Below are 23719 nucleotides of genomic sequence, written 5' to 3'. Positions count from 1 at the left end.
ATTCAGACTACGCGGCTGCGCCGCTCCGTCATCGGGAAAAATCTTTGAAGGAGCGGCCCGATTCAGACTACGCGGCTGCGCCGCTCCGTCATCGGGCCGCTATTTCTTCTCCAACAGCGCCTTCATCTCCGTCATCGCCTCGGAAAACCGCGTATTCAGCTTGCTCATCGCCTCGGCGTTGGATTTCTGGATCAAATCCCCCAGCTCCTTGGTATTCGCCACGGCGTTCTCATACGCCTTCTTCAACAGCTCGGCCTGCTTGGCGGCACGCACCGCCGGGGGCTGGTTGCCGGCGAGTTCCTTCAAGGTCGAGGTCAGGCCGGACATCGTCTCCTGCATGATCTCCATATGCCGGCGCGCCACCAGCTGCGCGCCTTCCAGCGCCACCCGGTTGGCCTCGGTCAGCGCGTCCAGATTGCGCTTATGCGCGGCCAGCACCGCCTCCACATCCGGCATCGCGGGGATCTTCATATCCCCCATCAGCTTCTTGATATCGAACTCGGGCATGAAAGGCGCGGTGCCAGCTTTTGTCGTCTTCTCAACCATTGTTCGTCTCCTTGGTTATGGTTTTATCCCCCGCCTTGGCTCCTCAGAGCGGCGCGGGCAGCTCAGGCTCCGGCGCCGCCTTGGGCGCCGGTTCGGTGGAAAAGCGCGTGGCGAAGCGCTCGGCGCGGGCCAAAGCGCTGTCCACCGCGGCCATGGTGGCGGTCAGATCCAGGCTCTCATCCGCAGCCCAGGCGCGCAGCCCATAAAGCCACACCGCCAGCAGGCCGCGTTTTTTCACCGCCCCGGTGAGGCCGGTGGCATCCACCCCCGCCCCTTCCAGCAGCCAGCCCATCGAGGCGATGTTCATCTCCGCCAGCGCCACCGCCAGCGGCGGGCAGGACGGCAGCGCCTTCATCAGCGCCAGCACGCCAGGCCGCCGCGCCTGCAGAAAATCGAACCGGCGCAGCAGACTATCGAACAGCCGGTCGCGCACGCTGCCCTCCTGCAGCGCATGGCTCAACGCCGCCGCATCCGCGAGGCGACCAAATTTTTTCAGGATTGTCCCGGTGCAGGGAAACAGCGCCCGGGCGCGCACCAGATCCAGCCCGGCATGGCGCGCCGCGGCGGCGGGAGAGACATGCCGCCAGCCCGCCTGCGCCCCCAGGGCGAAAGCGGCGTCGATAAGGGCGGCTTCGAAATCCTGTTCGCTCATGCCCGAAACTTAGTCGCGCCCCGTAAGATTTTCCAGGAAAATTAAGTGATTGGCCGCAAGCTTTTCATATATCGCGCGGTGAGGCCGAGATAATGCGGCACCGTCTCATCCCAGCGCGCTCGCTCGGCATCGCTCATCACCCGCACCAGCCGCGCCGGGGTGCCGGTCCACAGCTCCTGCCGCCCGATGCGCTTGCCCGGCCCCAGCAAGGCCCGCGCGCCGAGCAGCCCGCCTTCCTCCACCACCGCGCCATCCAGCACCGTCGCCCCCATGCCGATGAAGGCGCGGTTTTCCAGCGTGCAGGCATGAATGATGGCGCCATGGCCGATGGTCACATCATCGCCGATGATCGCGGGATGGTCGTCATGGTCCACATGCACGATGGTCCCATCCTGCACATTGGAGCGCGCGCCGACGATCACCGGGTTGGTATCGCCGCGCAGCACGGCGTTGAACCAGATATTCGCCCCCGGCCCGATCCGCACATCGCCGATCAGCACCGCCGTCGGCGCCACCCAGGCGGTCGGGTCGATCCGCGGCGCCAGATTGCCCAGCGCGTAAAGCAAGCCCCCCGGGCTCTGCGCCTCGCTCACGCCGCCAGCCCCAGCATCAGCTTCAAATTCTGCACCGCCGCCCCGGAGGCGCCCTTGCCGAGATTATCCAGCCGGGCAATCGCCACCGCCTGCCCCGCCGCCTCATTGCCGGCGACGAAGATTTCGAGGCGATTGCTGCCGTTCAGCGCTTCCGGGTCGAGATTGCCGGTGGCAAGCCCGCGCTGCACGACGATATTTTCCGCCCCGGCATAGAAATCCGCATAGGCCTCGGCCAGCTGCGCGGCACTGCCGGGCCGGGCCAGCTGGTCCAGATGCAAAGGCAGGCTCACCAGCATGCCCTGGTGGTAATGGCCCACGGCGGGGGTGAAAATCGGCGCCCGGGTCAGCCCGGTATAGGTCATGATCTCGGGAATATGCTTGTGCTTGAGCCCCAGCGCGTACAGCTCATAGGCCGGGCCGCCCTTGGCCTCATGGTCCGCGATCATCCCCTTGCCGCCGCCCGAATAGCCGGAAACGGCGTTGATCGAAACCGGTGCATCCGCCGCCAGCAGCCCCAGCCCCAGCAGCGGCCGCAGCAGCGCGATCGCCCCGGTGGCGTAGCAGCCGGGATTGGCGACGCGCTGCGCCTTGGCGATCTTCTCCGCCTGGTCCGGCCAGGCCTCGGCAAAGCCATAAACCCAACCCGGCGCAATCCGGTGGGCGGTGCTGGCATCCAGAATCCGCGCCCCCTGCGGGGCGATAGCCACCGCCTCGCGCGCCGCATCATCCGGCAGGCAGAGCACGGTCAGATCCGCATTGCCCATCGCCTCGGCGCGGGCCTCCGGGTCCTTTCGGCGCGCATCCGCCAGGGTGACGAGAGAAAAGCCCCCATCCGCCTCAAGGCGCTGGGCGATACCAAGCCCGGTGGTCCCGGCCTGGCCGTCAATGAAGATGCGTGCGGTCATGCCCTACTCTTATCATGCCCTGCCCAGCGTGCTAGGGCAGCGCAGCCTTTCAACAGGGAAACCAGATATGTCCGAACAAGCCGGCCTGCCGCCGCAACCGCTGATCCTCAACATCCAGTACACCAAGGATCTCTCCTTCGAGGTGCCCGGCGCGCCCGCCATCTTCACCCAGCTGCGCGCCCAGCCGCATGTGAACCTGAATCTGGACGTGCAGGTGCGCCGCATCGAGGAAGAGCAGACCATTTTCGAGGTCGCGCTGGCGATCCGCGCCGAGGGCACCACCGAGGCGCCGAAATCCGCCGGTGGCACCCAGGAGAAGCCGCCCGTCGTGTTCATCGCCGAGCTGTCCTATGCCGGCGTGTTCACCCTCAACGGCATTCCGGAAGAGCAGCAGGAGCCGATTCTGCTGGTCGAGTGCCCGCGTTTGCTTTTCCCCTTCGCCCGCAACATCCTGGCCGACGTGACCCGCGATGGCGGCTTCCCGCCGGTACTGCTCGGGCCGATCGACTTTGTCGGCCTCTGGCACCAGCGCCGCACCGCCGCCGCCGCCGCCAACGGCGCGCCGAACTGAGACGCTAAAATCGTGGGGTGTTTTTAAAGAACACCCCACGCCCGCGCCGGCCTTCCAGCGCCGCGCACAAGCCTGAACGATTTGGTTGCAGAGCTTTATTCCCGCCAAACCATCTCGAATTAAGTCCAAGATTAGTTGTATCCTGACTCCAGGACATAAAGAACGGCGACAAAATCAATGAGCCCGATAAGCCAAGATGACGGAATGCGCCCCTATCTCCCACCCCGGCGGGCGATAAATTTCTGCAGCGCCGGGCTGGGGGGCGGTTTATTCGTCGCCCCGCTGGTGATGATATTTGATATTCTATATCTGTGGTTCGGCGATGCTTGGCAAAGCGTTTTCATGCCAGATGGCTTGCCCATCGGGCCGGTTATTTTCGCGGTCATCCTGTCGGCGTTCGCCGTAACCTTTGTCCGAAAAATCTATGTCTATAAAACCATAAAATGGGTCCGCCGCTTCCGCCGGCTGGCTTTTATATCCTCGCTTTTCACGCTTTTACTGCTGGTATGGAATGTCATCGAGCTTGTGCTCGCCCCTAACCAGGATGTTTTTTCGTGGTATTTGATGTTTGTAATTGCCCTGTGCATTGCGCTGGGATTGTGCGGGCTGCTGTTATGGACCATCCACAAATACCGCTGGTATCATCCTGACTCAAAACCTGAGGAATGGGAATTGCCCGAGGCAGTATTATGCCAGGAATGAGTAAGGCAAGCCGGTTTTAAGGAAAAGCCATGACGGACGGTACAGAGCGGTTCACGTTTGGCCCCTATCTCAGCGCAGCCATGGCGCGCCACCATCTGCGCATGTTTCAGTCCTTGGCGTTTCCTGGCCAAGGCAGCGAGGCTTGGGGCATCGTATGGAGCGAGAACGGGCAGGCCTGCGTGTTGCAGCCGCCGACCTACGACAAAGATGGCGACGCCCTGGCCCTGGCCTATGAATGGACCGGCGCTGTTCCCCTTCACCCCAAACCCCAATATGACAAGACGCCAGCACGTTCTGTAAAAACCATTCTGGAGGAATTCTATACAAATTCAGTGCAGAATCTTAAAACATTTGCAGTCACCCATGTCGTCAATCCCGTCATATCCAGCGTTAACGCTGTGCATAATGTCATTGTTGATCACCCTATAGCGTTTGACACGATGAATACTGCCCTCGATGCCTATGGGACGATAAGCGGTTTTTTGGACGGCCTCGTACTTTTCGGCGTTGGTGGTGCGACATCGGCGACCGGCGTCGGCGTACCACTCGGCGCTGCGGAGATTGCCGCAGGTGCCACAGGTTTCGCGGCAAGCGGTGCATCTTTCAACCTGCTCGTGGCGGATGGGCGCCACCTCTGGTTCGAAGTTTTCTCCGACGACAAAGCCGTCAAACGCTGGGAGGGCACGGAATATTATAAAAACACCGAACGCATCGCTCCGCTGGTGGCGATCATTGATCCTCTGCGCGAAGGCACCAAGGCTCTAGGGGCGATGCGCGAACTACGCCCTTTGAGTACGGAGACCGCAGCCGCGACCAAACTGGCTGCCAACACGACAGCCGCCGCCACCGAAGCCACGGATGCTGCGGCCCGGATTGATAACCTCGCCGGCAATGCGCAAAAAATTCTCGACCCCAACTCGAACGCCCTGGCACAGATCAAGCAGCAACAGGTCCTCCGCCAGGCGAATGCGGCCGCCGCGGCGGCACGTGCCAAGGAAGCGGCGGCAGACTTGGCACGGCTACAGAAGAAGGCCGATGAGCTGCAGAAAGAAGTGAGCGACTATTTCACTCTGAAAGTCCATTTTAAAGAAGCCACGTTGACACGCGATGCCGCGCTCAATGGCTGGTCAATGGGCAATTATGCATTCAACAACCCGTTTTCTGAACATTTCGGCGAACATATCGGGAATCAGACTAAAGCAGGCCCTTTACAGGCGCTGGTCCCCGCTGGCTTGTCCGGGGCAGAAATGCTCGGTTTCATGCACCACATCTATGCCGCCGTGATTGCCGTGGGTGGAGGAAAGGCCAAGCCTCACTGACGGGTCCGCTACACAGATATGCAGCCGCGAAGAGAGCTGGTATCGATTCCACCATTATGCTGTCTCCTGACTCCAGGACATAAAGAACGGCGACAAAAGCAATGAGCGCGACAAGCCAAGACGATGGAATGCGGCCTTATCTCCCGCCCCCACGGGCGATAAATTTCTGCAGTGCCGGGCTGGGGGGCGGTTTGTTTATCGCCCCAACCATACTGATTACTGATATATTACATCATTGGTTTGGCGACGATTGGCTGAACGTTTTCATGCCAAATGGTTTGCCCATCGGTCCGGTTATTATCGCGGTCATCCTGGCGGCGTTCGGCGTAACATTTGTCCGAAAAATCTATGTCTATAAAACCATAAAATGGGTCCGCCGCTTCCGCCGGCTGGCTTTTATATCCTCGCTTTTCACGCTTTTACTGCTGCTATGGAATGTCTTCGAGCTTGTATGCGCCCCCAACCAGGATATTTTTTCATGGTATTTGACGGCCGTCATTCCATTATGCGTTGCGCTGGGATTGTGCGGGCTACTGTTATGGACCATCCACAAATATCGCTGGTACCATCCCGACTCAAAGCCTGAGGAATGGGAACTGCCTGAGGCGCTCTTGAACCAGGACATATAAGGCGGCGCGCCCTTTCGCAGGGCACACCGCAAGCGGCCAGAACCGTGGCATTTCAGGCCTGAGTGACCCCCTGTCTTTCGTCCGGCTTTCCAGAACGCGCCAGATCCTGCAGGAAGTCGAGCACATCCTTGGTGTTCCAGTCCGCGCCGCCATCCAGCCTTGCCACTGCCTTGCCCGCCGGATTGATCACCAAAGTCACGGGAATCCCGTCCGTATTCATCAAATCCAGATCATCCCCATCGGGATTGACCAGCATCGGCAAATTGCGGATGCCGTGCAGGGCAAAATAAGCCTGCACCGCCGGCAGGCCATCCACATCGATCGAGATCGGCAGAATCAAGCCGCCAAATTTCGCCAGCTTCGGCGCCAGCGCCGCGAAGGTCGGCAGTTCCGCCTTGCAGGGGCCGCACCAGGTCGCCCAGAGATTGACCAGCAGCACATGCCCCTTGAAATCCGCCAGGCTCAGGCTCTTGCCCTTGTCGTCCTGGAATTTCAGCGCCGGCGGGGCCACCGGCGCGAAGCGCGTCCAGCCCAGCGCCGCATCCGGCATATCCGCGCCGGCGGTTTGCGCCATTGCGCGATTGCCCCAGGCCGCGCCCAGGGCTAAGGCAGGGCCAGCGGCGATGAGTGATCGGCGCAACAGTAAAGGGCGTTTGGGTTTGACCGACAAAGACAGCACTCCGAACAAAGGTCAGCTTCAGTGGGGCGGGCGTTTCGCCGCCGGTCCCGCCGAGGTGATGCAGGCCATTAATGCCTCGATCAGCTTCGATGCCAAGCTCTGGCGCCAGGATATTGCCGGCAGCCAGGCCCATGCCGCGATGCTGGCCAAGCAGGGCATTATCACGGCGCAGGACCAGAGCGCCATCGCCGCCGGGCTGGAGGCGATCGGCGCCGAGATCGAAGCCGGGACGTTCGAATTCTCCGAAAAGCTGGAAGATATCCATACCAATATCGAAGTCCGGCTAACCGCGCGCATCGGCGAGGCCGCACGCCGCCTGCACACCGCCCGCAGCCGCAATGACCAGGTGGCGACCGATTTCCGCCTCTGGGTGCGCGATGCGATGGATGGCGTGCTGGGCCAGATCCATGGGCTGATGCAGGCTTTGGCCACCCGCGCCGCCGAGTATGCGGATACCGTGATGCCCGGCTTCACCCATCTGCAGACCGCCCAGCCGGTTACCTTTGGTCACCATTTGCTCGCTTATGTCGAGATGCTGGCGCGCGACGCGGCGCGGCTGCGCGATGCCCGCGCCCGGCTGAATGAATGTCCGCTGGGCGCCGCCGCCCTGGCCGGCACCTCCTTCTCGATCGACCGCCACGCCACCGCCGCTGCTCTGGGCTTCGACCGGCCGACGGCGAATTCGCTGGATTCCGTCTCGGACCGCGATTTCGCGCTGGAATTCCTCTCCGCTTTGTCGATCTGCGCGATGCATCTCTCCCGCTTCTCGGAAGAGATCATCATCTGGTGCTCCTCGCCCTATAGACTGATCGAACTCTCGGATGCCTTCACCACCGGCTCCTCGATCATGCCGCAGAAGCGCAACCCGGACGCCGCCGAGCTGGCCAAGGCCAAGACCGGCCGCATCTTCGGCGCCCTGACCGGGCTGCTGACGGTGATGAAGGGCCTGCCGATGGCCTATGCCAAGGATATGCAGGAGGACAAGGAGCCGGTGTTCGACGCGGTGGCGGCGATCTCGCTTTGCCTGGCGGCGATGGATGGCATGGTGCGCGATATGCAAGCCAACAAGCCCCGCATGGAAGCCCTCGCCGGCTCCGGCTTCTCCACCGCGACCGACCTGGCCGACTGGCTGGTGCGGGTGCTGAAAATGCCCTTCCGGGATGCGCATCACGTCACCGGGCAGCTGGTCCGGCTGGCGGAATCGAAGCGCTGCGATTTGCCTGAGTTGAGTCTGGCGGACATGCAATCCATCGAGCCCCGCATCACCGCGGAGATTTTCGAGGTGCTGACGGTGCAGGCCTCCGTCGCCTCGCGCACCTCCTATGGCGGCACCGCGCCCGCCAATGTCGCCAAACAGGCCGCGCTCTGGCTGGAGAAACTGGCATGAAATATGTGTTCATCCTGCTCGCCATGTCGGCCCTGGCCGGCTGCGGCCGTCGCGGCGCGCCCGTGCCTCCCGGCCCGGCGCAGGACATCACCTACCCCCACAGCTACCCGCCGCCGCAATAAAGAGGTCCGCCATGGCCGACATGAATTTCACCGGGCCGGAACCGCGGCTTGAGGATCTGCTCGCCGCCCGCAAGCAGCTGACCATGCACGCCCAGGACGGGCTGTGCCTGGAAGGCGTGCCGCTGAACGCCATCGCCGACGCTTTCGGCACCCCCAGCTGGGTCTATGGCGCCGCCACCATGCGGGCGCGTTTCGCAGCGCTACGAGACGCGTTCGCGGCCGAGGGCGTGCCGATGCACATCCATTACGCGGTGAAGGCGAATGACCATCTCGCCGTGCTCAGCCTGTTCCGGGAGCAAGGGGCGGGGGCGGATGTGGTCTCCATCGGCGAGTTCATGCGCGCCACCAAGGCCGGGATCGCGGCCCGGAATGTGGTCTATTCCGGGGTCGGCAAGTCGGCGGCGGAGCTGGAGACGGCGCTGGGCGCCGGCGTGGGTCAAATCAATGTCGAAAGCGGCGAGGAGATCGAGATGATCTCCGCCATCGCCAGCCGGCTCGGGGTTGTGGCCAGCATCGCGCTGCGGATGAACCCGGATGTGGATGCCGGCACCCATGCCAAGATCACCACCGGCCTCGCGGAAAACAAATTCGGCATCGCGGCGGCGGATATTCCGGCCCTCTATGCCCGCGCGGCGGCGTTGCCGGGGGTGCGGCCGGTTGGCATCGCCATGCATATCGGCAGCCAGATCCTCTCCACCGAGCCCTACCGGCTGGCTTACGAGAAAGGCGCGGCGATGATCCGCGCCTTGCGCGAGGCCGGGCAAAGTGTGGATGTGTTCGATATCGGCGGTGGCCTGGGCATTGGCTATCAGGACGAGCCGGGGCTCTCCCCCCACGCCTTCGCCGCCACGGTGAAGCAGGTGACACAGGGGCTAGGGGTGCGGCTGATGATGGAGCCGGGGCGCTATCTGGTCGGCCCGGCCGGGGTGCTGCTGGGTAGCGTGATCCTGGAAAAACAGGCCGGCAAGCGCTTCCTGGTGCTGGACGCGGCGATGAACGACCTTGCCCGCCCCGCCATGTATGATGCCTGGCACGGCATCCTGCCGCTGGACGCGGCCGCTTATCGTAGCGCTACGATGCCGGCCGACGTGGTCGGGCCGATCTGCGAGAGTGCGGATCAATTCGCCACTGACCGCCTGCTGCCGGAGATCAAGCCAGGCGGGCGCGTGGCGTTGCTGGATGCCGGGGCTTATGGCGCGGTGATGAGCAGCGCCTATAATTCCCGCCCCCGCGCCGCCGCCGTGCTGGTGGATGGCGGGCGTTTCCATCTGATCACCCCGCGCCAGGAGATCGAAGCGCTCTGGGCCGAGGAAATCATCCCCGGCTGAGGCGCATCCTCACGATTTCGACCGGCGCGCTACCGCCCGGATGGGTGTAAAGGGCGTGCTCCAGTGCCTCAAACCCGTGTTTTTCATAGAACGGAGCAGCGTTGAGGGTGGCGTTGAGGCGGATTTCGCCGTGGCCGGCCAAAGCCAGCCCCGCTTGCAGCAGGCGCGCGCCCAGCCCCTGCCCTGCGGCTTCGGGGCGCACGAACAGGCGCAAGATTTCGCCGGGTGCGGCTTCGACGAAGCCTTGGGCGTGGTCTTCGATGATCACGAAGCCGCGTGCGATCACCGCCTCGTATTGCGCGGCGTCCCGCCCGGCCATCCAGCCTGCAATCTGGGCTTCGCTATAATGCCCGGCCGCCAACCCGCTGATCGCGGCGGCGGTGATGTCATAGAGCGCCTGGCCTTCACCGAGGCGGGCGGGGCGGAGTTCAGCCAAGGCCGAGTTCGGCACGCTGGGCGCGGGTCAGGCTGGCGGCGACGAGGCGGTGGGACTGGGCAATGTGATTGAACAGCTCGGCATCGCTCATCACCCCGCCTTCGACCCGCAGCCAGGTGCCACGGCGCAGATAGGGCGCGCGGGTGGCCAGGCCCTGTTCGCGCAAAAGCTGGAAGGCCAAGGGCGTGGCCTTGAACACATAGCCATCCTCACCCGGAAAGCCGCCGCCGATGGCGAACACCTTCGGCCCCAGCTTGTGCACATGGCTCTCGCCCCACTGCACCACCATGCGGCTGCCGGGAAGCTTGGCGCAAAACCGGTCGAAGCCAGCGAGGCGGCTCACAATTCGACGATCTTGATCCGCTTGCCCTGGGTGGAGAGGGCGATCTGGCCGCGGATCAGGCGCAGCGCCGTCTCCCCGAACATCTCGCGGCGCCAGCCTTCCAGCACCGGGTTGGGGGCGGTTTCATCCAGGGCCAGCGCCTCGATATCGTCACTGCCGGCGACCAGCCGGGCGGCGACATTATTCTTCTCCGCCGCCGCCGCCAGCAGCACTTTCAGCAGCGCCACCAGCGCCGGGGAGGCTTTCGCGCTCTCGCGCTGGCGCTCGGCCTTCGGCAGCTCGGACTCCGGCCAGCCTTTGGCCTCCTTGATCGCGGCCAGCAGCGAGGCACCGGATTTGCCATTGGCGAAGCCCGCCGAAATGCCGCGCGCCTTGGAGAGCGCCTCGGCATCGTCCGGCGCCAGCGAGGCGATTTCGGGCACCTGCTCATCCTTCAACAGCCGGCCGCGCGGGATGTTGATGCGCTGCGCCTCGCGCTCGCGCCACGCCGCAATGGCCTTGGCCAGGCCGAGCTGGCGGCGGTTATTGGAGCGGATTTTCAGCCGCTCCCAAGCACGCTCTGGATCCACCCGATAGGTCTCGGGCTGCGTCAGCACCGCCATCTCCTCGGCCACCCACTCCAGCCGCCCCTCGGCCGCCAGCTTGGCGCTGAGCTTTTCATAGACATCGCGCAGATGGGTGACATCGGCGGCGGCATAATTGATCTGGGATTTCGAGAGCGGGCGGGCCGACCAGTCCGAGAAGCGGTGGGCCTTGTCGATATGCGCGCCGGTCAGGGCATTGACCAGGCTGTCATAGCCGACCTGATCGCCGAAGCCGGCGACCATCGCGGCCACCTGGGTATCGAAGAGCGGCACTGGCACGGCGCCGAAGAGCTGCAGGAAAATCTCCACATCCTGGCGGCAGGCATGGAAGACCTTGACCACACTCTCTTTCGCCAGCAGCCGGCCCAGGGGGCTGAGGTCCATCCCCGGGGCCTGCGCGTCCACCACCGCGGTATCCCCGGCGCCGCCCAGCTGCACCAGGCAAAGCTCCGGGTAGTAGGTCTTCTCGCGCATGAATTCGGTGTCGACCGTCACGAAGGCTTCGGTCTCAAGACGGGCGCACAAAGCCTCCAAAGCCTCTGACGTGGCGATGAATTCGATCTTGTTTTCGTTCATGCCCCTCCCATAGCGCCGCGCCCGCTTGACAGGAAGCAGGGCAAGGGCTCTTTCGCGCCCCATGGAACAGATTCACGCCTATCGCACCCACAATTGCGCCGCCCTGCGGGCCGCGAATATCGGCCAAACCGCCCGGCTTTCCGGCTGGGTCCACGCCAAGCGCGACCATGGCGGGCTGCTGTTCATCGATCTGCGCGACCATTACGGGCTGACGCAATGCGTGTTCCCCGCCGGCTCGGCCGGGTTCGCGGCGGCGGAGGCGGCGCGCGTCGAGTCGGTGATCACCGTCACCGGCGAGGTTGTGGCGCGTGCCGAGGGCACCACCAATGCGAAGCTGCCGACCGGCGATATCGAGCTGCGGGTGGCGCGCCTGGAGGTTCAGGGCCCGGCCGATGTGCTGCCGATGCAGGTGGCGGGCGGTGAGAATTACCCGGACGAGCTGCGGCTGAAATATCGCTTCCTGGATCTGCGCCGCGAGCAGGTGCACAAGAACATCGTGCTGCGCGCGGGGGTGATTTCGAGCTTCCGCCGGCGCATGATCGAGGCCGGCTTCACCGAGTTCCAGACCCCGATCCTCACCGCCTCCTCGCCGGAGGGTGCGCGCGACTTCCTGGTGCCGGCGCGCAACCATCCCGGCAAGTTCTACGCGCTGCCGCAGGCCCCGCAGCAATTCAAGCAGCTGCTGATGGTGGCCGGGTTCGACCGCTATTTCCAGATCGCGCCGTGCTTCCGTGACGAGGCGAGCCGGGCGGACCGTTCGCCGGGCGAGTTCTACCAGCTCGATTTCGAGATGAGCTTCGTCACCCAGGAAGACGTGTTCAACACCATCGAGCCCATTCTGCATGGGGTGTTCGACGAGTTCGCGGCCGGGCGCGATGTCGGCAAGCCGCCCTTCGAGCGCATCCCCTATGATGTGTCGATGCTGAAATATGGCTCGGACAAGCCGGATCTGCGCAACCCGATCATCATTTCCGATGTGACCGAGGCGTTCCGTGGCTCCTCCTTCGGGCTGTTCGCGAAGATCGTCGAAGGCGGGGGCATCGTGCGCGCGATTCCGGCGCCGGGTGCGGGCGGCAATCCGCGCTCCTTCTTCGATAAGCTGAATGAATGGGCGCGCGCCGAGGGCGCTGGGGGCTTGGGTTACATCACCTGGAACGAGGCCGGGGCGCAGGGGCCGATTGCCAAGAACCTGGCACCGGAGCGGGCCGAGGCGATCCGCGAGGCGTGCGGGCTGAAGGCGGGCGATGCGGTGTTCTTTGCCGCTGGCAAGGCAGAGGCCGCGGCGAAGTTTGCCGGTTCCGTGCGCACCAAGCTCGGCAATGATCTCGGGCTGATCAAGGCGGGTGAGTTCAAGTTCTGCTGGATCGTCGATTTCCCGATGTTCGAGTATGATGAAGAGCTGAAGCAGGTGGTATTCTCGCACAACCCGTTCTCGATGCCGCAGGGCGGCATGGAGGCGCTGGAGACCCAGGACCCGCTGACGATCAAGGCGTTCCAGTATGATATCGTGTGCAATGGCATCGAGCTGTCCTCGGGCGCGATCCGGAATCATCGTCCGGATATCATGCTGAAGGCGTTTGAGATTGCCGGGTACGGGCCGGAAGAGGTGGAGGCGCGGTTTGGCGGCATGCTGAATGCGTTCCGCTATGGCGCGCCGCCGCATGGCGGTTCGGCGCCGGGGATTGACCGGATTGTGATGCTGCTGGCGGATGAGCCGAATATCCGCGAGGTGATCGCCTTCCCGCTGAATCAGCAGGGCGAGGATCTGATGATGGGCGCCCCCGCGCCGATCCCAGCGAACCGGCTCAAGGAGCTGTCCATCGCGCTGGCGCTGCCGCCGAAGGTCGTGAAAAACTAAAAGTTTTTGGGGGTGTGGGGACTTTTTCCAAAAAGTCCCCACCTCTTAAAGCCGCCTTCCCTGCCGGGGAGGCGGCTTTTTTCATTGCATCTCCACGTCACTTTTCCGTCGCCAGCCTAACCATTGCGTGATATAAGACGCGCAAAGGTAAGACAAAACGGGAGACACGACCATGAGGAAAACAAGGCTTCTGGCCGGTGTGGCAGCGCTTAGCGTGATGGCGGCGCCGGCGGCGAAGGCGGGCAATCTCTATGTGTTTGGCGACAGCCTTTCGGATGACGGCAATCTTTACAAACTCACCGGGCTGCCGCCGGCCCCTTATTATCAGGGCCGGTTTTCCAACGGGCCGGTCTGGGTGGAGTATCTGCCGGGGCTGACTGGGCTGGGGTTTTCCGCGGCCAATGACTATGCCTATGGCGGGGCGTTTACCGGGGCGCTGACCATCGGCACCACCAATGCCGGGACCAATCTGGAAGCGGCGGCGCTGCCGGGGATCAGCACCGAGATCGCTTCGTTCACGGCGGCGGGGGGCAGTTTCGGGGCGAATGATGTGGTCACACTCTGGGGCGGGGCGAATAATTACTTCGCCTATGCGGCGGCGGTGCAGGCCAACCCGGCGGCCGCCACCGCGCTGGTGACGCAGGGTGTGACCACGACGATCACGCAGCTGACCCAGGACACCACAGCGCTGATCAATCTCGGCGCCAGGATGCTGATTGTGCCCAACCTGCCGGATCTGGGGCTGACGCCGAATTTCAACACCACCGCGCAAGGCGTGGCGCTGGGGGATGCGTTCTCGCAGGCGCATGATGCGGCGCTGCCGACCGAGATGCAGCTGCTGCATCAGGGCACGGGGGCGAATATCATCGTGCTGAATACCGAGGCGCTGCTGAATAGGGTGGTGGCGCAGCCATCGCTGTATGGCTTCAGCAATGTCACCAATGCCTGCCTTTACACGGTAAGCTGTGTCACCGGCAGCATTGCGACGCAGAATAGCTATCTGTTCTGGGATAATGTGCACCCGACCACCCATGCGCAGCAGATCATCGCCGAATATGCGGCCGCCTCGCTGCAAGGCTTTGAGAGCCTGACGGTGCCGGCACGGGTGAATGCGAATGCCGCGGAGAGTTTCGCGGGGCTGCTGAATGCGCGGCTGGATGCGTTGCAGAACGGCGCCAGCGGCGCCTCCTATGACATTAACGGGGTGAATGGCGGCACCGCCGATCCGGCGCATAAGGTGGCGATGTTCCTCTCCGTCACCGGCCAGTTCGGCACCCGCAAAACCGAAGGGTTTGATAGCGGCTATAATTATCGCAGCGCGGTGACGGCGCTGGGGGTGGATATGCGGGTGAATGAGCATCTCACCGCCGGCGTCTCGCTCGCCTATAACAACACCCATGCGAATGTGAGCGGCGGCGGCACGGTGCAGGATAACGGCGTGGATGTCGGGCTGTATGCGCTGGCGACCTCCGGCGACGCCTATGCCAAGCTCTATGCCGCCTGGGACCATGACAATGACAAAACCCAGCGCAACGGGGTGATTGGCGGCATCACCGGCAAACCTTCGGGCACCAGCTGGAGTGCGGGCGGCGCGGTGGGGCTGAAATTCCATCCGACGACGACGATCGCGGTGGGGCCGGAATTCGGTCTGGGCTACACCCAGAGCGGGTTGGGCAATTATACCGAGACCGGCGATGCGCTGCTGACCCAGAGCGTGAATTCGCAAAGCTATAAGCAGCTGGTCGCCAGTGCCGGCGGCACGATTGCGACCAGCGTCAGCCTGGGCGGCGTGGCGCTTGCCCCGCATGCCGGGGCGGCGGCTGAGTTTCTGCTGGCCGGGCCGAACCAGCGCTTCAGCTCCGCCTTCACCGATGTGCCCGGCGTGACGCTGACCAACAGCTACCCGCACCAGACGGGCAGCTGGGGCTTGTTCAACCTGGGTGTGAGTGCGACATTCACCCAGCGTTTCAGCGCCAGCCTGGAGGCGGCCACCACCGCCTTCAAGAGCGACGGCAATGACACGCAGGTCACCGGCAACGTCCTCTGGCGGTTCTGAACAGCGCGCCGGGCAAAGCCGCAAGGGCTTGGCCCGGCGAAAAATTTAAGACTCGTTTTGCGGAGGCGGCTGTCATAGAAGCTTCACGTGACTGTCATCGTACTGTCACGTATCGCGCCTATGGAATGGCCTTATGGAAATAGCGAGTCACAACATGTCCTCCGATGCCCAGCTCCCCCATACCCTGCAGCAGGTCCCGGGGGCTGAGCCGCGTGTCTCCATCCGCAATTTGAATTTCTATTACGGCGCGACGCACGCGTTGAAGAATGTCTCGATCGATTTCCCGGATCGCCAGGCGACGGCGATGATCGGCCCCTCGGGCTGCGGCAAATCGACGCTGCTGCGCGTTCTCAACCGCATGTACGACCTTTATCCCGGCCAGCGCGCCGAGGGTGAGGTGCTGATGGGCGGGGATAATCTGATCGCCCCGGGCGTGGATATGAACAAGCTGCGCCGGCGCGTCGGCATGGTGTTCCAGAAACCGACCCCGTTTCCGAAATCCATTTACGAGAACGTGCTGTTTGGCGTGCGGCTGCATGAGCGCCTGTCCAAGGCCGAGGCGGATGAGCGGGTGGAATGGGCGCTGACCCGCGCGGCCCTCTGGGGCGAGGTGAAGGATCGGCTGCAAAGCTCCGCCATCGGCCTCTCCGGCGGCCAGCAGCAGCGTTTGTGCATTGCCCGCTCCATCGCGGTGCGCCCGGAGGTGCTGCTGCTCGATGAGCCGACCTCCGCGCTCGATCCGATCAGCACGCTGAAGATCGAGGAGCTGGTGGATGAGCTGAAGCGCGATTTCTGCATCGTCATCGTCACCCATAATATGCAGCAGGCCGGGCGCTGCGCGGATCAGGTGGCGTTCTTCTATCTGGGTGAGCTGGTGGAAGTTGGCTCCTCCAGCCAGATCTTCACCGCGCCGCGCGAGCGCAAGACCCAGGAATATATCACCGGCCGGTTCGGCTAAGGAGACAGACGATGGCCGACCAACCGAAACACATGATTTCCAGCTTCGAGGCGGATTTGAAAAAGCTGCGCGATGCCATCGCCACCATGGGCGGGCTGGTGGAGCGCGCGGTGGCGGATGCTTCCAGCGCGCTGATCGGCCATGATGCCGAGCTGGCGGCGCGGGTGATCGAGGGCGATGCCAAGATCGACGCCGAGCAGCACCGGATCGAGCAGTTCGCCGTGCAGCTGCTGGCGCTGCGCCAGCCGGTGGCGGATGATCTGCGCCAGGTGATCCAGGCGCTGAAGGTCGTGAATGATCTTGAGCGGGTCGGCGATTATGCCGCCAACATCGCCAAGCGCTCGATCGTCATCAACCAGGTTGCCAGCGGTTTCTCGCTCGCGGGGCTGGGGCAGATGTCCAGCCTGGTGCAGCAGAATCTGAAAGCCAGCATCGACACGGTGGGCGAGAGCGACCCGCAGAAGGCGATTGCGGTGTGGCGGGCGGACCAGTCCGTGGATGATCTCTACAACACCATCTTCCGCGAGCTGATCACCTACATGATGGAGGATGCGCGCAATATTTCCGCCTGCACGCATCTGATGTTCATCGCGAAAAACCTGGAGCGCATCGGCGACCATACCACCAACATGGCCGAACTGACCTATTACGCCATCACCGGCACCAACCTGCCGGATTTCCGCCCGAAGGGCGATGTCACCTCCACCTACATGCCGGCCGCCAACTGACCACATGTCCGAGAGCAATAAGCCGTATGTGCTGATCGTCGAGGATGAGGCGCCGCTGGTCACGCTGCTGCGCTATAATCTGGAAAAACAGGGCTTCCGGGTTGAGGATGCCGGCGATGGCGGTGAGGCGCTGACGCGCATCACCGAGGCGCCGCCTGATCTTTTGCTGCTGGACTGGATGCTGCCGACGATGTCGGGCATCGAGCTGTGCCGCCAGCTGCGCCGCCGCCCGGCAACGCGCACGCTGCCGATCATCATGCTCACCGCCCGGGCGGAGGAGCAGGATGCGGTGCGCGGGCTGGATACCGGCGCGGATGATTACATCACCAAGCCGTTCTCGACCGAGGCGCTGATTGCCCGCATTCGCGCGCTGCTGCGCCGGGCGGGCGCGGTGCCGCAGAAGAACAAGCTGGCCTTCCACGATATTTCGCTGGACCCGGCCTCGCATCGCGTGCTGCGCAATGGCCGCACGTTGCATCTGGGGCCGACGGAGTTCCGGCTGCTGGAGTTTTTCCTGCGCCACCCGAAGCGTGTGTTTTCGCGCGAGGATGTGCTGAATGCGGTGTGGGGGCGTGACATTCATGTCGAGCCGCGCACGGTGGATGTGCATATTCGCCGGCTGCGCAAGGCGATCAACGGGCCGGGCGAGATCGATATCGTGCGCACGGTACGCGCGGCGGGGTATGCGCTGGATTTAGAGGACGTGGCGTAAAAGTTTTTTGGGCGCAGGCGGCGAAGGTTCCGCCGCTGCGCAGCAGCGGTGGAATGCCGCCGGACGAAGGGGACTTTTTGAAAAAAGTCCACTTCAACCCCCAAAAACTTTTGAAACATAAGGGACGCTAGGCGGTGCGGGTGATCCCGCCACGCCGCGCCAGCCCCTCGACCCGCGCCAGCAGCTCCGAAAACGCGAAGGGCTTCGCCAGATAATCATCCCCGCCGGCGCGCAAGCCCGCCACCTTGTTGGTCGGCTCGCCCAGTCCTGAGAGAATCAGCACCGGGGTTTCGATCTTCTGCGCCCGCAAATGCGACAGCAGCACCAGACCGTCCTCTTTCTCCGGCAACATACGGTCCAGAATGATCACGTCGAAGCTCTCCCGCGCCGCACGCTCGCGGCCGGCCTGGGCGGATTCGGCGTGAATGACATTATGCCCAGCCTCACGCATGCCTTTGAGCACGAAGGAGACGACGTTCTTGTCGTCCTCGATCAGTAAAATCCGCAACTCATGCCCCTTTACGCCAGTGCCCCAAAGAATTGATCTTTGCCACCGAATATCGGGAGCATGACGCACAATTCAAGTTTTTCCGGCTTCAGGCTAAGCCACCCGTCCCGGCACGGCAATGCCAAAGGCCGTTTGAAAAGCCCTCGCGGCTTTGAAACCCGGGTTCAGCGAAAGCGCATCGGGTCGATCTCCGGGATCACCACCCCGGCCGCGCCAGGATCCTCATGCCGGACCATGGCGGCGATCAGCGCCGAGGCGGCCGGCGCGGTCTGGATGCCATAGCCGCCCTGCCCCACCGCCCAGAAAAACCCCTCCACTGCCTTGTCATAGCCAAAGGCCAGCGAGCGGTCAGGGGTGAAGGTGCGCAACCCCGCCCAGCTATGCTCGATGCGCTTCACCGGAATATCCAGCGCCTGCTGCATGCGGTCGATGCCGATGGCGATGTCCAGCTCGTCCGGCTGCACGTCATGCGGCACATCCGGAGTTTCATCGCAAGGTGTGACCATCAGCTTGGATCGCGCCTCCGGCCTGGCATACCAATCATGGGCGGCGGACTGCACCAGCGGCCAGTGCGCGACCTGGTGCGGGCCTGGGTCGATGATGGCGGCGGTGCGCCGGCAGGGGACGAGGCCGAGCGGGGCGAGGCCGGCGATCTTGCCCACCTCATCGCCCCAGGCGCCGGCGGCATTCACCACGATGGGGGCGGTGATGGTCAGCCCGCCGGAGGTCTCCACCGCCCAGAGGCCGCTCTTGCGCGCGATCCGCCCGGCGCGGTTGCGAAGCAGCAGCTGCCCCCCACCCTGGCGCATCCGGCGCAGATAATATTGGTGCAGCCCGGCCACATCCATGTCGAACCCGTCCGACTCCAGCCCGGCGCGGCTGGCATAGCCCTCGATCAGGGCCGGGCAGAGTTCCTTGGCCTTTGACAGCGGGATTTCCTCGATGCCGAGATCCTGGGCGATCAGATCATCCAGCTGCTGGCCCTGTGCGGGCGGGGCGAGATAGAGGATGGCGCGGTCCACCGCCAGATGGTCGGTGCCGATATCCGCCGGCGGGGCTTTGTAGAAATCCCGCGACAGGCCGGTGAGCACGCGCACCGCGGGGGGGCCGTAATTGCGGATCCAGATGGCGGCAGAACGGCCGGTGGTATGGAAGCCCGCCTGTTCCTCCGCCTCCACCAGCGCCACCTTATGGGTGCCGATGAGATTGGCGGCGATGGAGGCGCCGACCATGCCGGCACCGATGACGATGACACCGAAATCCTGGCTCATGCCGCGAAGAATTCCTGCAGCGCGGCGATCACCTGCTCGGGCTTGTCCGCATGCAGCCAGTGCGCGGCGCCGGGGACGCGGGTAATCTCGGCGCGGGGGAAACGCTGGCGGATGGCCGGGTCGTATTCCGGGCGGACATAGTCCGACTCCGCCCCGCACAGGAACAGAGCCGGGCCGTCATAGGGGGCGGCACCCGGCGGATCGTCCCAGCGGAACAGGTTGCTCATATTGGCGCCGATCTCCTCCAGCCCAACGCGCCAGCGCGGGGCGCTGCCGAGGACGAGGTTATTGAGCAGGAAGGCGCGCATCGGCGGGGCTTTGACGCTGGCGGCCAGCGCCTGGTCGGCCTCGCCGCGAGAGAGGCCAGGGGTGAGCGGAATCGCCTGCATCGCCTCGACGAAGCCTGAATAATCATGCTCGTAGCTGACCGGGGCGATATCCATCACCGCCAGGCGCTCGACCAGATCGGGCGATTGCAGGGCGAGCATCATCGCCGTCTTGCCGCCCATGGAATGGCCGCAGAGGCGCACCCGGGAGAGGCCGAGGCTGGAGAGCGTCTCCGCCACGTCCCGCGCCATGACGGCGTAATTCATCTCAGGCCCGCGCGGGCTGTCGCCATGGTTGCGCAGATCCAGCGCAAAGACGCGGTAATGCGCGGAAAAGGCCCGGGTGAGCACGCCGAGATTGCGGGCGGCGCCGAACAGGCCATGCAGCAGCACCAGCGGCGGGCCGTCACCGGCCTCGGACACGTTTAATTTCATGGGCATCATCTTTGGCGCATCAGGAAGAAATCACAAGCGCGGCTGACGGAGGCCGTTTGAAAAGCCACTCTGGCGGCCGCCAAGCGGTGATTTGCTGCGCTCCGGTGCTCACGTACCTTAAGTACGCTCCGCTCCGGTGCTCACAAATCACCGCCTGGCGACTCGCCATAGAGACTTTTGAAACGACCTCAGAAATGGGTTATGACGAGCCATGCTGCAATTCCTGGTTGTGGTTTATACGTTGCCGCTCGTGCTGCTGGCCCTGATGCGGCCGCGGGTGGGGCTGGTGCTGTGGGTGCTGGCGCTGGCCACCGCGCCGGATGGCTGGCTGAGTGGCGCCACCGGCAGCCTGGAAGCGACGGCGGGGCTGCTCAAGCTCTACGGGCTGCTGGTGCTGGCCGGGGCACTCTGGCGCTACGGGCCGCGGCGGGATGTGGGCAATCCGTCCCTGGCGTTTCTGGTGATGTTCTGCGTCGGGCTGATCCACGGGCTGCATCCGGGACTGAGCCTGGAAGCCTCGGCGCGGTCGCTGGTCGGCTCCGCCGCGCCGTTTCTGTTCGGCTTTGTCCGCCAGGATGAGGGCTTCAGCCGCGCCGCCTGCCGGGCGGTGATGATCGCCCCGCTCTGCGCCGTGGGGGTGGCGGCGATGCTGGCGCTGGCGGGGCTGGACCGGTTCTACACGCTCGAGCTGGGGGCGCTGCGGCTGGGTGGGGATGGGCAACCGCCCTTTCTGGCCGGGGCGGCGCTGGTGGGGCTGTATGCCGGGGTGCTGGAGCTGGCGGCGCGGCCGCGCCGGGCCGTGGCGCTGCTGGCCGGGATCAATTTCACCATCATCCTGCTCACCGGGGCGCGCTCGCCGCTGGCTTTGGGGGGCCTCACGCTGGCGGCGCTGCTGGCCCAGCGCGGCTGCCTGCGGGCCCTTGCCTTGGCGGGGGCGCTGCTGGCGCTGCTGGCGCTCTGTTTCAGCCAGCTGGAGTTTCTGCGGGTGGTGGACATGACCCGGCTTGGGCTGGCGGACAACCTGTCCAACCGCACGTTGGTCTGGCCGTATTTCTGGAATGCGATCACGCAATCCCCCTGGGTGGGCTGGGGGGTGGGGGCGGGCAAGATCATCATTCCGCTCAGCGCGCCGCTGGCCCGGCTGATCGGCACCAATGCCGCGCATGATGAATATCTGCGCATCGGCACCGAGGGCGGGGTGCTGGGGTTGGGGCTGCTGCTGGGGCTGATGCTGCTCTGGGTCGCGCGCGGCACGGCGCTTCTGCCGGCCCGGCAGGCCTGGCTGATGCGGTTGATTTTCATTGCATTCGCCGTGCAATCCCTGACCGACAATACCCTGATCGCCGGCACCGCCTCGGCGTTCTTCTTGTGTGTAAGCGCCATCTTCGCAAACGCACAAAACGGGTCTACAGGGGCAGCATGCTCACTCGCCGCACCGCCATCGCCCTGCCCGCCGCCCTGCCCCTCGCCCTCGCCGGGGCTGCTCCGGCCCTGGCGGCAACGCCCCCCCTCGCCTTCGTCCTGAACTCCGCCGCCGGCTCGATCAGCCTGATCGACATGGCGAGCCGGCAGGTGGTGGGGACCGAGCCGGCTTATCGCGAGCCCAGCCATTGGTGCCTGACCCCCGACCGCCGCCAGCTTTTCATCTGCGATGCCTCGGGCAATGCGATTTTCATCTTCGACCCGATCACCGGCGCGCCGCTGGGCCGCAAGCGCATCGCCGACCCGTATCAGCTCGGCTACACGCCGGATAACAAATATCTGATGGTCAACGCGCTGCGGCTGGATTTCGTGGATGTTTATGACGGCGCCACGCTGCGGCTGGTGAAGCGCTTCAAGCCCGGGCGCTGGCCCAGCCATCTGGATTTCTCGCCGGACAGCCGCTGGTCCTTCAACTCGATGCAGAATTCCAACACGCTGGTCTCCTTCGACCTCGCCAGCATGACCCAGCGCTGGGCGGTGACGGTGGGCGAGACCCCGGCGGGCGTGCTCTGGCATCGCGGCAAAGTGCTGTGCTGCATCATGGGCGGGCGCGGCTTTGTCGAGGTCGATCCGGTGAGCGGACAGATCACCCGGCGCGTCGTCACCGGCGATGGCGCGCATAACATCTTCCTGGATACCAAAAAGCAGATCCTCTACGTCTCCAATCGCGGCCCGGGGAAGACCGGCCTGACCGCGCTGGACCCGGTCAGCTTCCAGATCCTGCGCCAGTATGAAATCCCCGGCGGGCCGGACGATATCGGTATCGACCCGGAGGGGAATATCTGGATCTGCCTGCGTTACGCGGAATCGGTGGCGATCCTCGACCCGGTGAGCGGCCATTATAGCTCCATCCCGGTCGGACGCTCGCCGCATGGCATCTTCCTCAACACCATGCTGCGCCAGCCAGGGCGGATCACCGCCGAGCGGATCTGAGGGCCGTCATTTAAGCCTTTGTAACAACGGCTTTTGCCCTCTCGCTTTTTGCGGCGGGCGGGCGCTATAAAGGCGGGTTGCCGCCAGTCCTGCATGGGGTTTGGGTATGGGTCTCGATCGTCTCTTCTCCAACATCGCCGGGTATATGGACCAGTATCTGGTGCTGCCGGTGCTGTTCCGGCTGCACTGGATGGCCTGGGACGATCTCGCCTTCGATTGGTGCCTGATCTGCGTCTATGGGATATTCGCGGTGCTGGTGACCTACGCGGTCTGCCTGCCGCTGGAGGCCTGGCGGCCGGTGGAACGCTGGCCGGACAACAAGGCGGTGCTGGTGGATGTGTTTTACACCTTCCTCAACCGCGTCGGCGTCACCCCCATCGTCACCTTCGTGCTGTTCTACCAGGTGCAGACCTGGTCCACCGGGCTGCTGGTCGAGCATGGCTTCATCCCGCCGACCCTGGACAGCCTGGTGCCGGGCCTGTTCGGGCATCCGCTGGTGACGTTCCTGGTTTATGCGCTGATCCTGGATTGCGCCGATTACTGGCGCCACCGGCTCTCGCATTCCTTCCGCTGGTGGTACGCGCTGCACGCGCTGCACCATGCGCAGACGCAGATGAGCTTCTGGTCCGATGACCGCAACCATCTGCTGGATGATGTGATCAGCTTTTTCTGGTTCTTCACCATCGGGCTGCTCATCGGCATCCCGCCGCTGCAATTCCCGCTGCTGCTGATGGCGATGAAATTCATCGAAAGCCTCAGCCACGCCAATATCCGCGCCTCCTTTGGGCCGCTGGAATGGCTGTTCGTCTCGCCGCGCTTTCACCGCTTCCATCACGGGCTGCGCGCCGCCGGGCGGCATAGCTGCAATTACGCCTCGGTATTCCCGGTCTGGGACATCATCTTCCGCACCGCCGATTTCCGCGATGAATATCTGCCCACCGGCGATGCCCGCGCGCCGGCGGCCTTGGTGAGCGGCTCCTACCTCGCCCAGCAGGCGACCGGGCTGAAATTATTCTGGCAGGCCCTGGGAAAGAGCTGGGCAAGCCTTGGCATTGGCCGCGCCGCGTCATAAGCAGCCAG

At 64.2% G+C, this 23719-nt stretch carries 26 protein-coding genes; 15 read left to right on the top strand and 11 right to left on the bottom strand.

Features of this window, described 5'->3' with window-relative positions:
- Positions 1 to 99 precede the first annotated feature (99 nt).
- The 4 genes from T331_RS0107280 to argC are packed head-to-tail and all read right to left on the bottom strand — an operon-like array spanning position 100 to position 2696.
- The gene (locus tag T331_RS0107280; protein ID WP_008493354.1) at positions 100 to 546 is read right to left on the bottom strand and encodes a phasin family protein; all 447 of its coding nucleotides are present in this window, start codon (positions 544 to 546) and stop codon (positions 100 to 102) included.
- A 43-nt stretch (positions 547 to 589) separates the two neighbouring features.
- On the bottom strand, positions 590 to 1198 hold the full coding sequence (locus T331_RS17685; RefSeq protein WP_008493356.1) for a hypothetical protein: 609 nt from the start codon (positions 1196 to 1198) through the stop codon (positions 590 to 592).
- 41 nt (positions 1199 to 1239) lie between these two features.
- Positions 1240 to 1791 carry a gamma carbonic anhydrase family protein gene (locus T331_RS0107270; protein WP_035179495.1) on the bottom strand — a complete coding sequence of 184 codons (552 nt, stop codon included), beginning with the start codon at positions 1789 to 1791 and terminating at the stop codon, positions 1240 to 1242.
- Positions 1788 to 2696 carry an N-acetyl-gamma-glutamyl-phosphate reductase gene (gene argC / locus T331_RS0107265; RefSeq protein WP_026439544.1) on the bottom strand — a complete coding sequence of 303 codons (909 nt, stop codon included), beginning with the start codon at positions 2694 to 2696 and terminating at the stop codon, positions 1788 to 1790. The genes T331_RS0107270 and argC overlap by 4 nt, the downstream gene beginning before the upstream one ends.
- A 67-nt stretch (positions 2697 to 2763) precedes the next feature.
- Here argC and secB point away from each other — a divergent pair, with 67 nt between their 5' ends.
- From secB to T331_RS0107245, 4 genes are all read left to right on the top strand, one after another.
- Positions 2764 to 3267 carry a protein-export chaperone SecB gene (secB, locus tag T331_RS0107260; RefSeq protein WP_026439543.1) on the top strand — a complete coding sequence of 168 codons (504 nt, stop codon included), beginning with the start codon at positions 2764 to 2766 and terminating at the stop codon, positions 3265 to 3267.
- Positions 3268 to 3444: 177 nt separating this feature from the next.
- Positions 3445 to 3969 carry a hypothetical protein gene (locus T331_RS0107255; protein WP_008493360.1) on the top strand — a complete coding sequence of 175 codons (525 nt, stop codon included), beginning with the start codon at positions 3445 to 3447 and terminating at the stop codon, positions 3967 to 3969.
- A 29-nt stretch (positions 3970 to 3998) separates the two neighbouring features.
- Positions 3999 to 5288 carry a hypothetical protein gene (locus T331_RS0107250; protein ID WP_026439542.1) on the top strand — a complete coding sequence of 430 codons (1290 nt, stop codon included), beginning with the start codon at positions 3999 to 4001 and terminating at the stop codon, positions 5286 to 5288.
- 101 nt (positions 5289 to 5389) lie between these two features.
- Positions 5390 to 5917, top strand: a complete 528-nt coding sequence (locus T331_RS0107245; protein ID WP_026439541.1) for a hypothetical protein — start codon at positions 5390 to 5392, stop codon at positions 5915 to 5917.
- A gap of 52 nt (positions 5918 to 5969) precedes the next feature.
- On the opposite strand, the gene T331_RS17680 is transcribed toward T331_RS0107245, so the two are convergent.
- On the bottom strand, positions 5970 to 6491 hold the full coding sequence (locus T331_RS17680) for a TlpA family protein disulfide reductase (protein WP_051622241.1): 522 nt from the start codon (positions 6489 to 6491) through the stop codon (positions 5970 to 5972).
- 49 nt (positions 6492 to 6540) lie between these two features.
- Between T331_RS17680 and argH the strand changes: the two genes are divergently transcribed.
- Genes argH through lysA form a run of 3 tightly spaced genes read left to right on the top strand, consistent with a single transcriptional unit; the run spans position 6541 to position 9433 of the window.
- Positions 6541 to 7983 carry an argininosuccinate lyase gene (argH, locus tag T331_RS0107235; RefSeq protein ID WP_051622240.1) on the top strand — a complete coding sequence of 481 codons (1443 nt, stop codon included), beginning with the start codon at positions 6541 to 6543 and terminating at the stop codon, positions 7981 to 7983.
- The gene (lptM, locus tag T331_RS20405) at positions 7980 to 8105 is read left to right on the top strand and encodes an LPS translocon maturation chaperone LptM (RefSeq protein ID WP_008493366.1); all 126 of its coding nucleotides are present in this window, start codon (positions 7980 to 7982) and stop codon (positions 8103 to 8105) included. The genes argH and lptM overlap by 4 nt, the downstream gene beginning before the upstream one ends.
- Positions 8106 to 8116: 11 nt before the next feature.
- Entirely contained in the window at positions 8117 to 9433 is a 1317-nt protein-coding gene (gene lysA, locus T331_RS0107225; RefSeq protein ID WP_026439539.1) for a diaminopimelate decarboxylase, read from the top strand.
- On the opposite strand, the gene T331_RS0107220 is transcribed toward lysA, so the two are convergent.
- Genes T331_RS0107220 through rnd form a run of 3 tightly spaced genes read right to left on the bottom strand, consistent with a single transcriptional unit; the run spans position 9420 to position 11372 of the window.
- The gene (locus tag T331_RS0107220) at positions 9420 to 9869 is read right to left on the bottom strand and encodes a GNAT family N-acetyltransferase (RefSeq protein ID WP_051622239.1); all 450 of its coding nucleotides are present in this window, start codon (positions 9867 to 9869) and stop codon (positions 9420 to 9422) included. The two genes, lysA and T331_RS0107220, sit on opposite strands and share 14 nt — an antisense overlap.
- Positions 9862 to 10212 carry an MmcQ/YjbR family DNA-binding protein gene (locus T331_RS0107215; RefSeq protein ID WP_035179491.1) on the bottom strand — a complete coding sequence of 117 codons (351 nt, stop codon included), beginning with the start codon at positions 10210 to 10212 and terminating at the stop codon, positions 9862 to 9864. The genes T331_RS0107220 and T331_RS0107215 overlap by 8 nt, the downstream gene beginning before the upstream one ends.
- Positions 10209 to 11372, bottom strand: a complete 1164-nt coding sequence (rnd, locus tag T331_RS0107210) for a ribonuclease D (protein ID WP_026439536.1) — start codon at positions 11370 to 11372, stop codon at positions 10209 to 10211. The genes T331_RS0107215 and rnd overlap by 4 nt, the downstream gene beginning before the upstream one ends.
- Positions 11373 to 11442: 70 nt before the next feature.
- Here rnd and aspS point away from each other — a divergent pair, with 70 nt between their 5' ends.
- The 5 genes from aspS to phoB all read left to right on the top strand — a co-directional run bounded on the left by aspS (position 11443) and on the right by phoB (position 17684).
- Positions 11443 to 13230: an aspartate--tRNA ligase gene (aspS, locus tag T331_RS0107205; protein ID WP_026439535.1), complete on the top strand. Its 1788-nt coding sequence runs from the start codon at positions 11443 to 11445 to the stop codon at positions 13228 to 13230.
- Positions 13231 to 13402: 172 nt separating this feature from the next.
- On the top strand, positions 13403 to 15286 hold the full coding sequence (locus T331_RS19120; RefSeq protein WP_081822156.1) for an autotransporter domain-containing protein: 1884 nt from the start codon (positions 13403 to 13405) through the stop codon (positions 15284 to 15286).
- Positions 15287 to 15440: 154 nt separating this feature from the next.
- A complete protein-coding gene (pstB, locus tag T331_RS0107195; protein ID WP_008493379.1) occupies positions 15441 to 16244 on the top strand; it encodes a phosphate ABC transporter ATP-binding protein PstB in 804 nt (267 codons plus the stop codon).
- 11 nt (positions 16245 to 16255) lie between these two features.
- Positions 16256 to 16972, top strand: coding sequence for a phosphate signaling complex protein PhoU (phoU, locus tag T331_RS0107190; RefSeq protein ID WP_026439533.1), 717 nt, complete (start codon positions 16256 to 16258; stop codon positions 16970 to 16972).
- 4 nt (positions 16973 to 16976) lie between these two features.
- Complete coding sequence (gene phoB / locus T331_RS0107185; RefSeq protein WP_026439532.1) at positions 16977 to 17684, top strand: phosphate regulon transcriptional regulator PhoB; 708 nt, start codon at positions 16977 to 16979, stop codon at positions 17682 to 17684.
- A gap of 127 nt (positions 17685 to 17811) precedes the next feature.
- On the opposite strand, the gene T331_RS17670 is transcribed toward phoB, so the two are convergent.
- The 3 genes from T331_RS17670 to T331_RS0107170 all read right to left on the bottom strand — a co-directional run bounded on the left by T331_RS17670 (position 17812) and on the right by T331_RS0107170 (position 20224).
- A complete protein-coding gene (locus tag T331_RS17670) occupies positions 17812 to 18192 on the bottom strand; it encodes a response regulator transcription factor (RefSeq protein WP_051622237.1) in 381 nt (126 codons plus the stop codon).
- Positions 18193 to 18356: 164 nt separating this feature from the next.
- Positions 18357 to 19463 (bottom strand): NAD(P)/FAD-dependent oxidoreductase, encoded by a 1107-nt coding sequence (locus T331_RS0107175; RefSeq protein WP_026439531.1) that lies wholly within the window; start codon positions 19461 to 19463, stop codon positions 18357 to 18359.
- Entirely contained in the window at positions 19460 to 20224 is a 765-nt protein-coding gene (locus tag T331_RS0107170; RefSeq protein ID WP_026439530.1) for an alpha/beta fold hydrolase, read from the bottom strand. The genes T331_RS0107175 and T331_RS0107170 overlap by 4 nt, the downstream gene beginning before the upstream one ends.
- 211 nt (positions 20225 to 20435) lie before the next feature.
- Here T331_RS0107170 and T331_RS20535 point away from each other — a divergent pair, with 211 nt between their 5' ends.
- The 3 genes from T331_RS20535 to T331_RS0107155 all read left to right on the top strand — a co-directional run bounded on the left by T331_RS20535 (position 20436) and on the right by T331_RS0107155 (position 23711).
- The gene (locus T331_RS20535) at positions 20436 to 21749 is read left to right on the top strand and encodes an O-antigen ligase family protein (protein ID WP_051622236.1); all 1314 of its coding nucleotides are present in this window, start codon (positions 20436 to 20438) and stop codon (positions 21747 to 21749) included.
- Positions 21644 to 22639, top strand: a complete 996-nt coding sequence (locus tag T331_RS0107160; protein ID WP_026439529.1) for a YncE family protein — start codon at positions 21644 to 21646, stop codon at positions 22637 to 22639. Before T331_RS20535 ends, T331_RS0107160 begins: the two co-directional genes overlap by 106 nt.
- Positions 22640 to 22745: 106 nt before the next feature.
- Complete coding sequence (locus T331_RS0107155) at positions 22746 to 23711, top strand: sterol desaturase family protein (protein WP_026439528.1); 966 nt, start codon at positions 22746 to 22748, stop codon at positions 23709 to 23711.
- Positions 23712 to 23719 lie beyond the last annotated feature (8 nt).

The sequence above is a fragment of the Acidocella facilis ATCC 35904 genome, assembly GCF_000687875.1.
GTDB classification, from domain to species: domain Bacteria; phylum Pseudomonadota; class Alphaproteobacteria; order Acetobacterales; family Acetobacteraceae; genus Acidocella; species Acidocella facilis.
The sequence above is the reverse complement of the archived record's forward strand: the minus strand, read 5'-3'. Positions and strand labels throughout refer to the sequence as shown.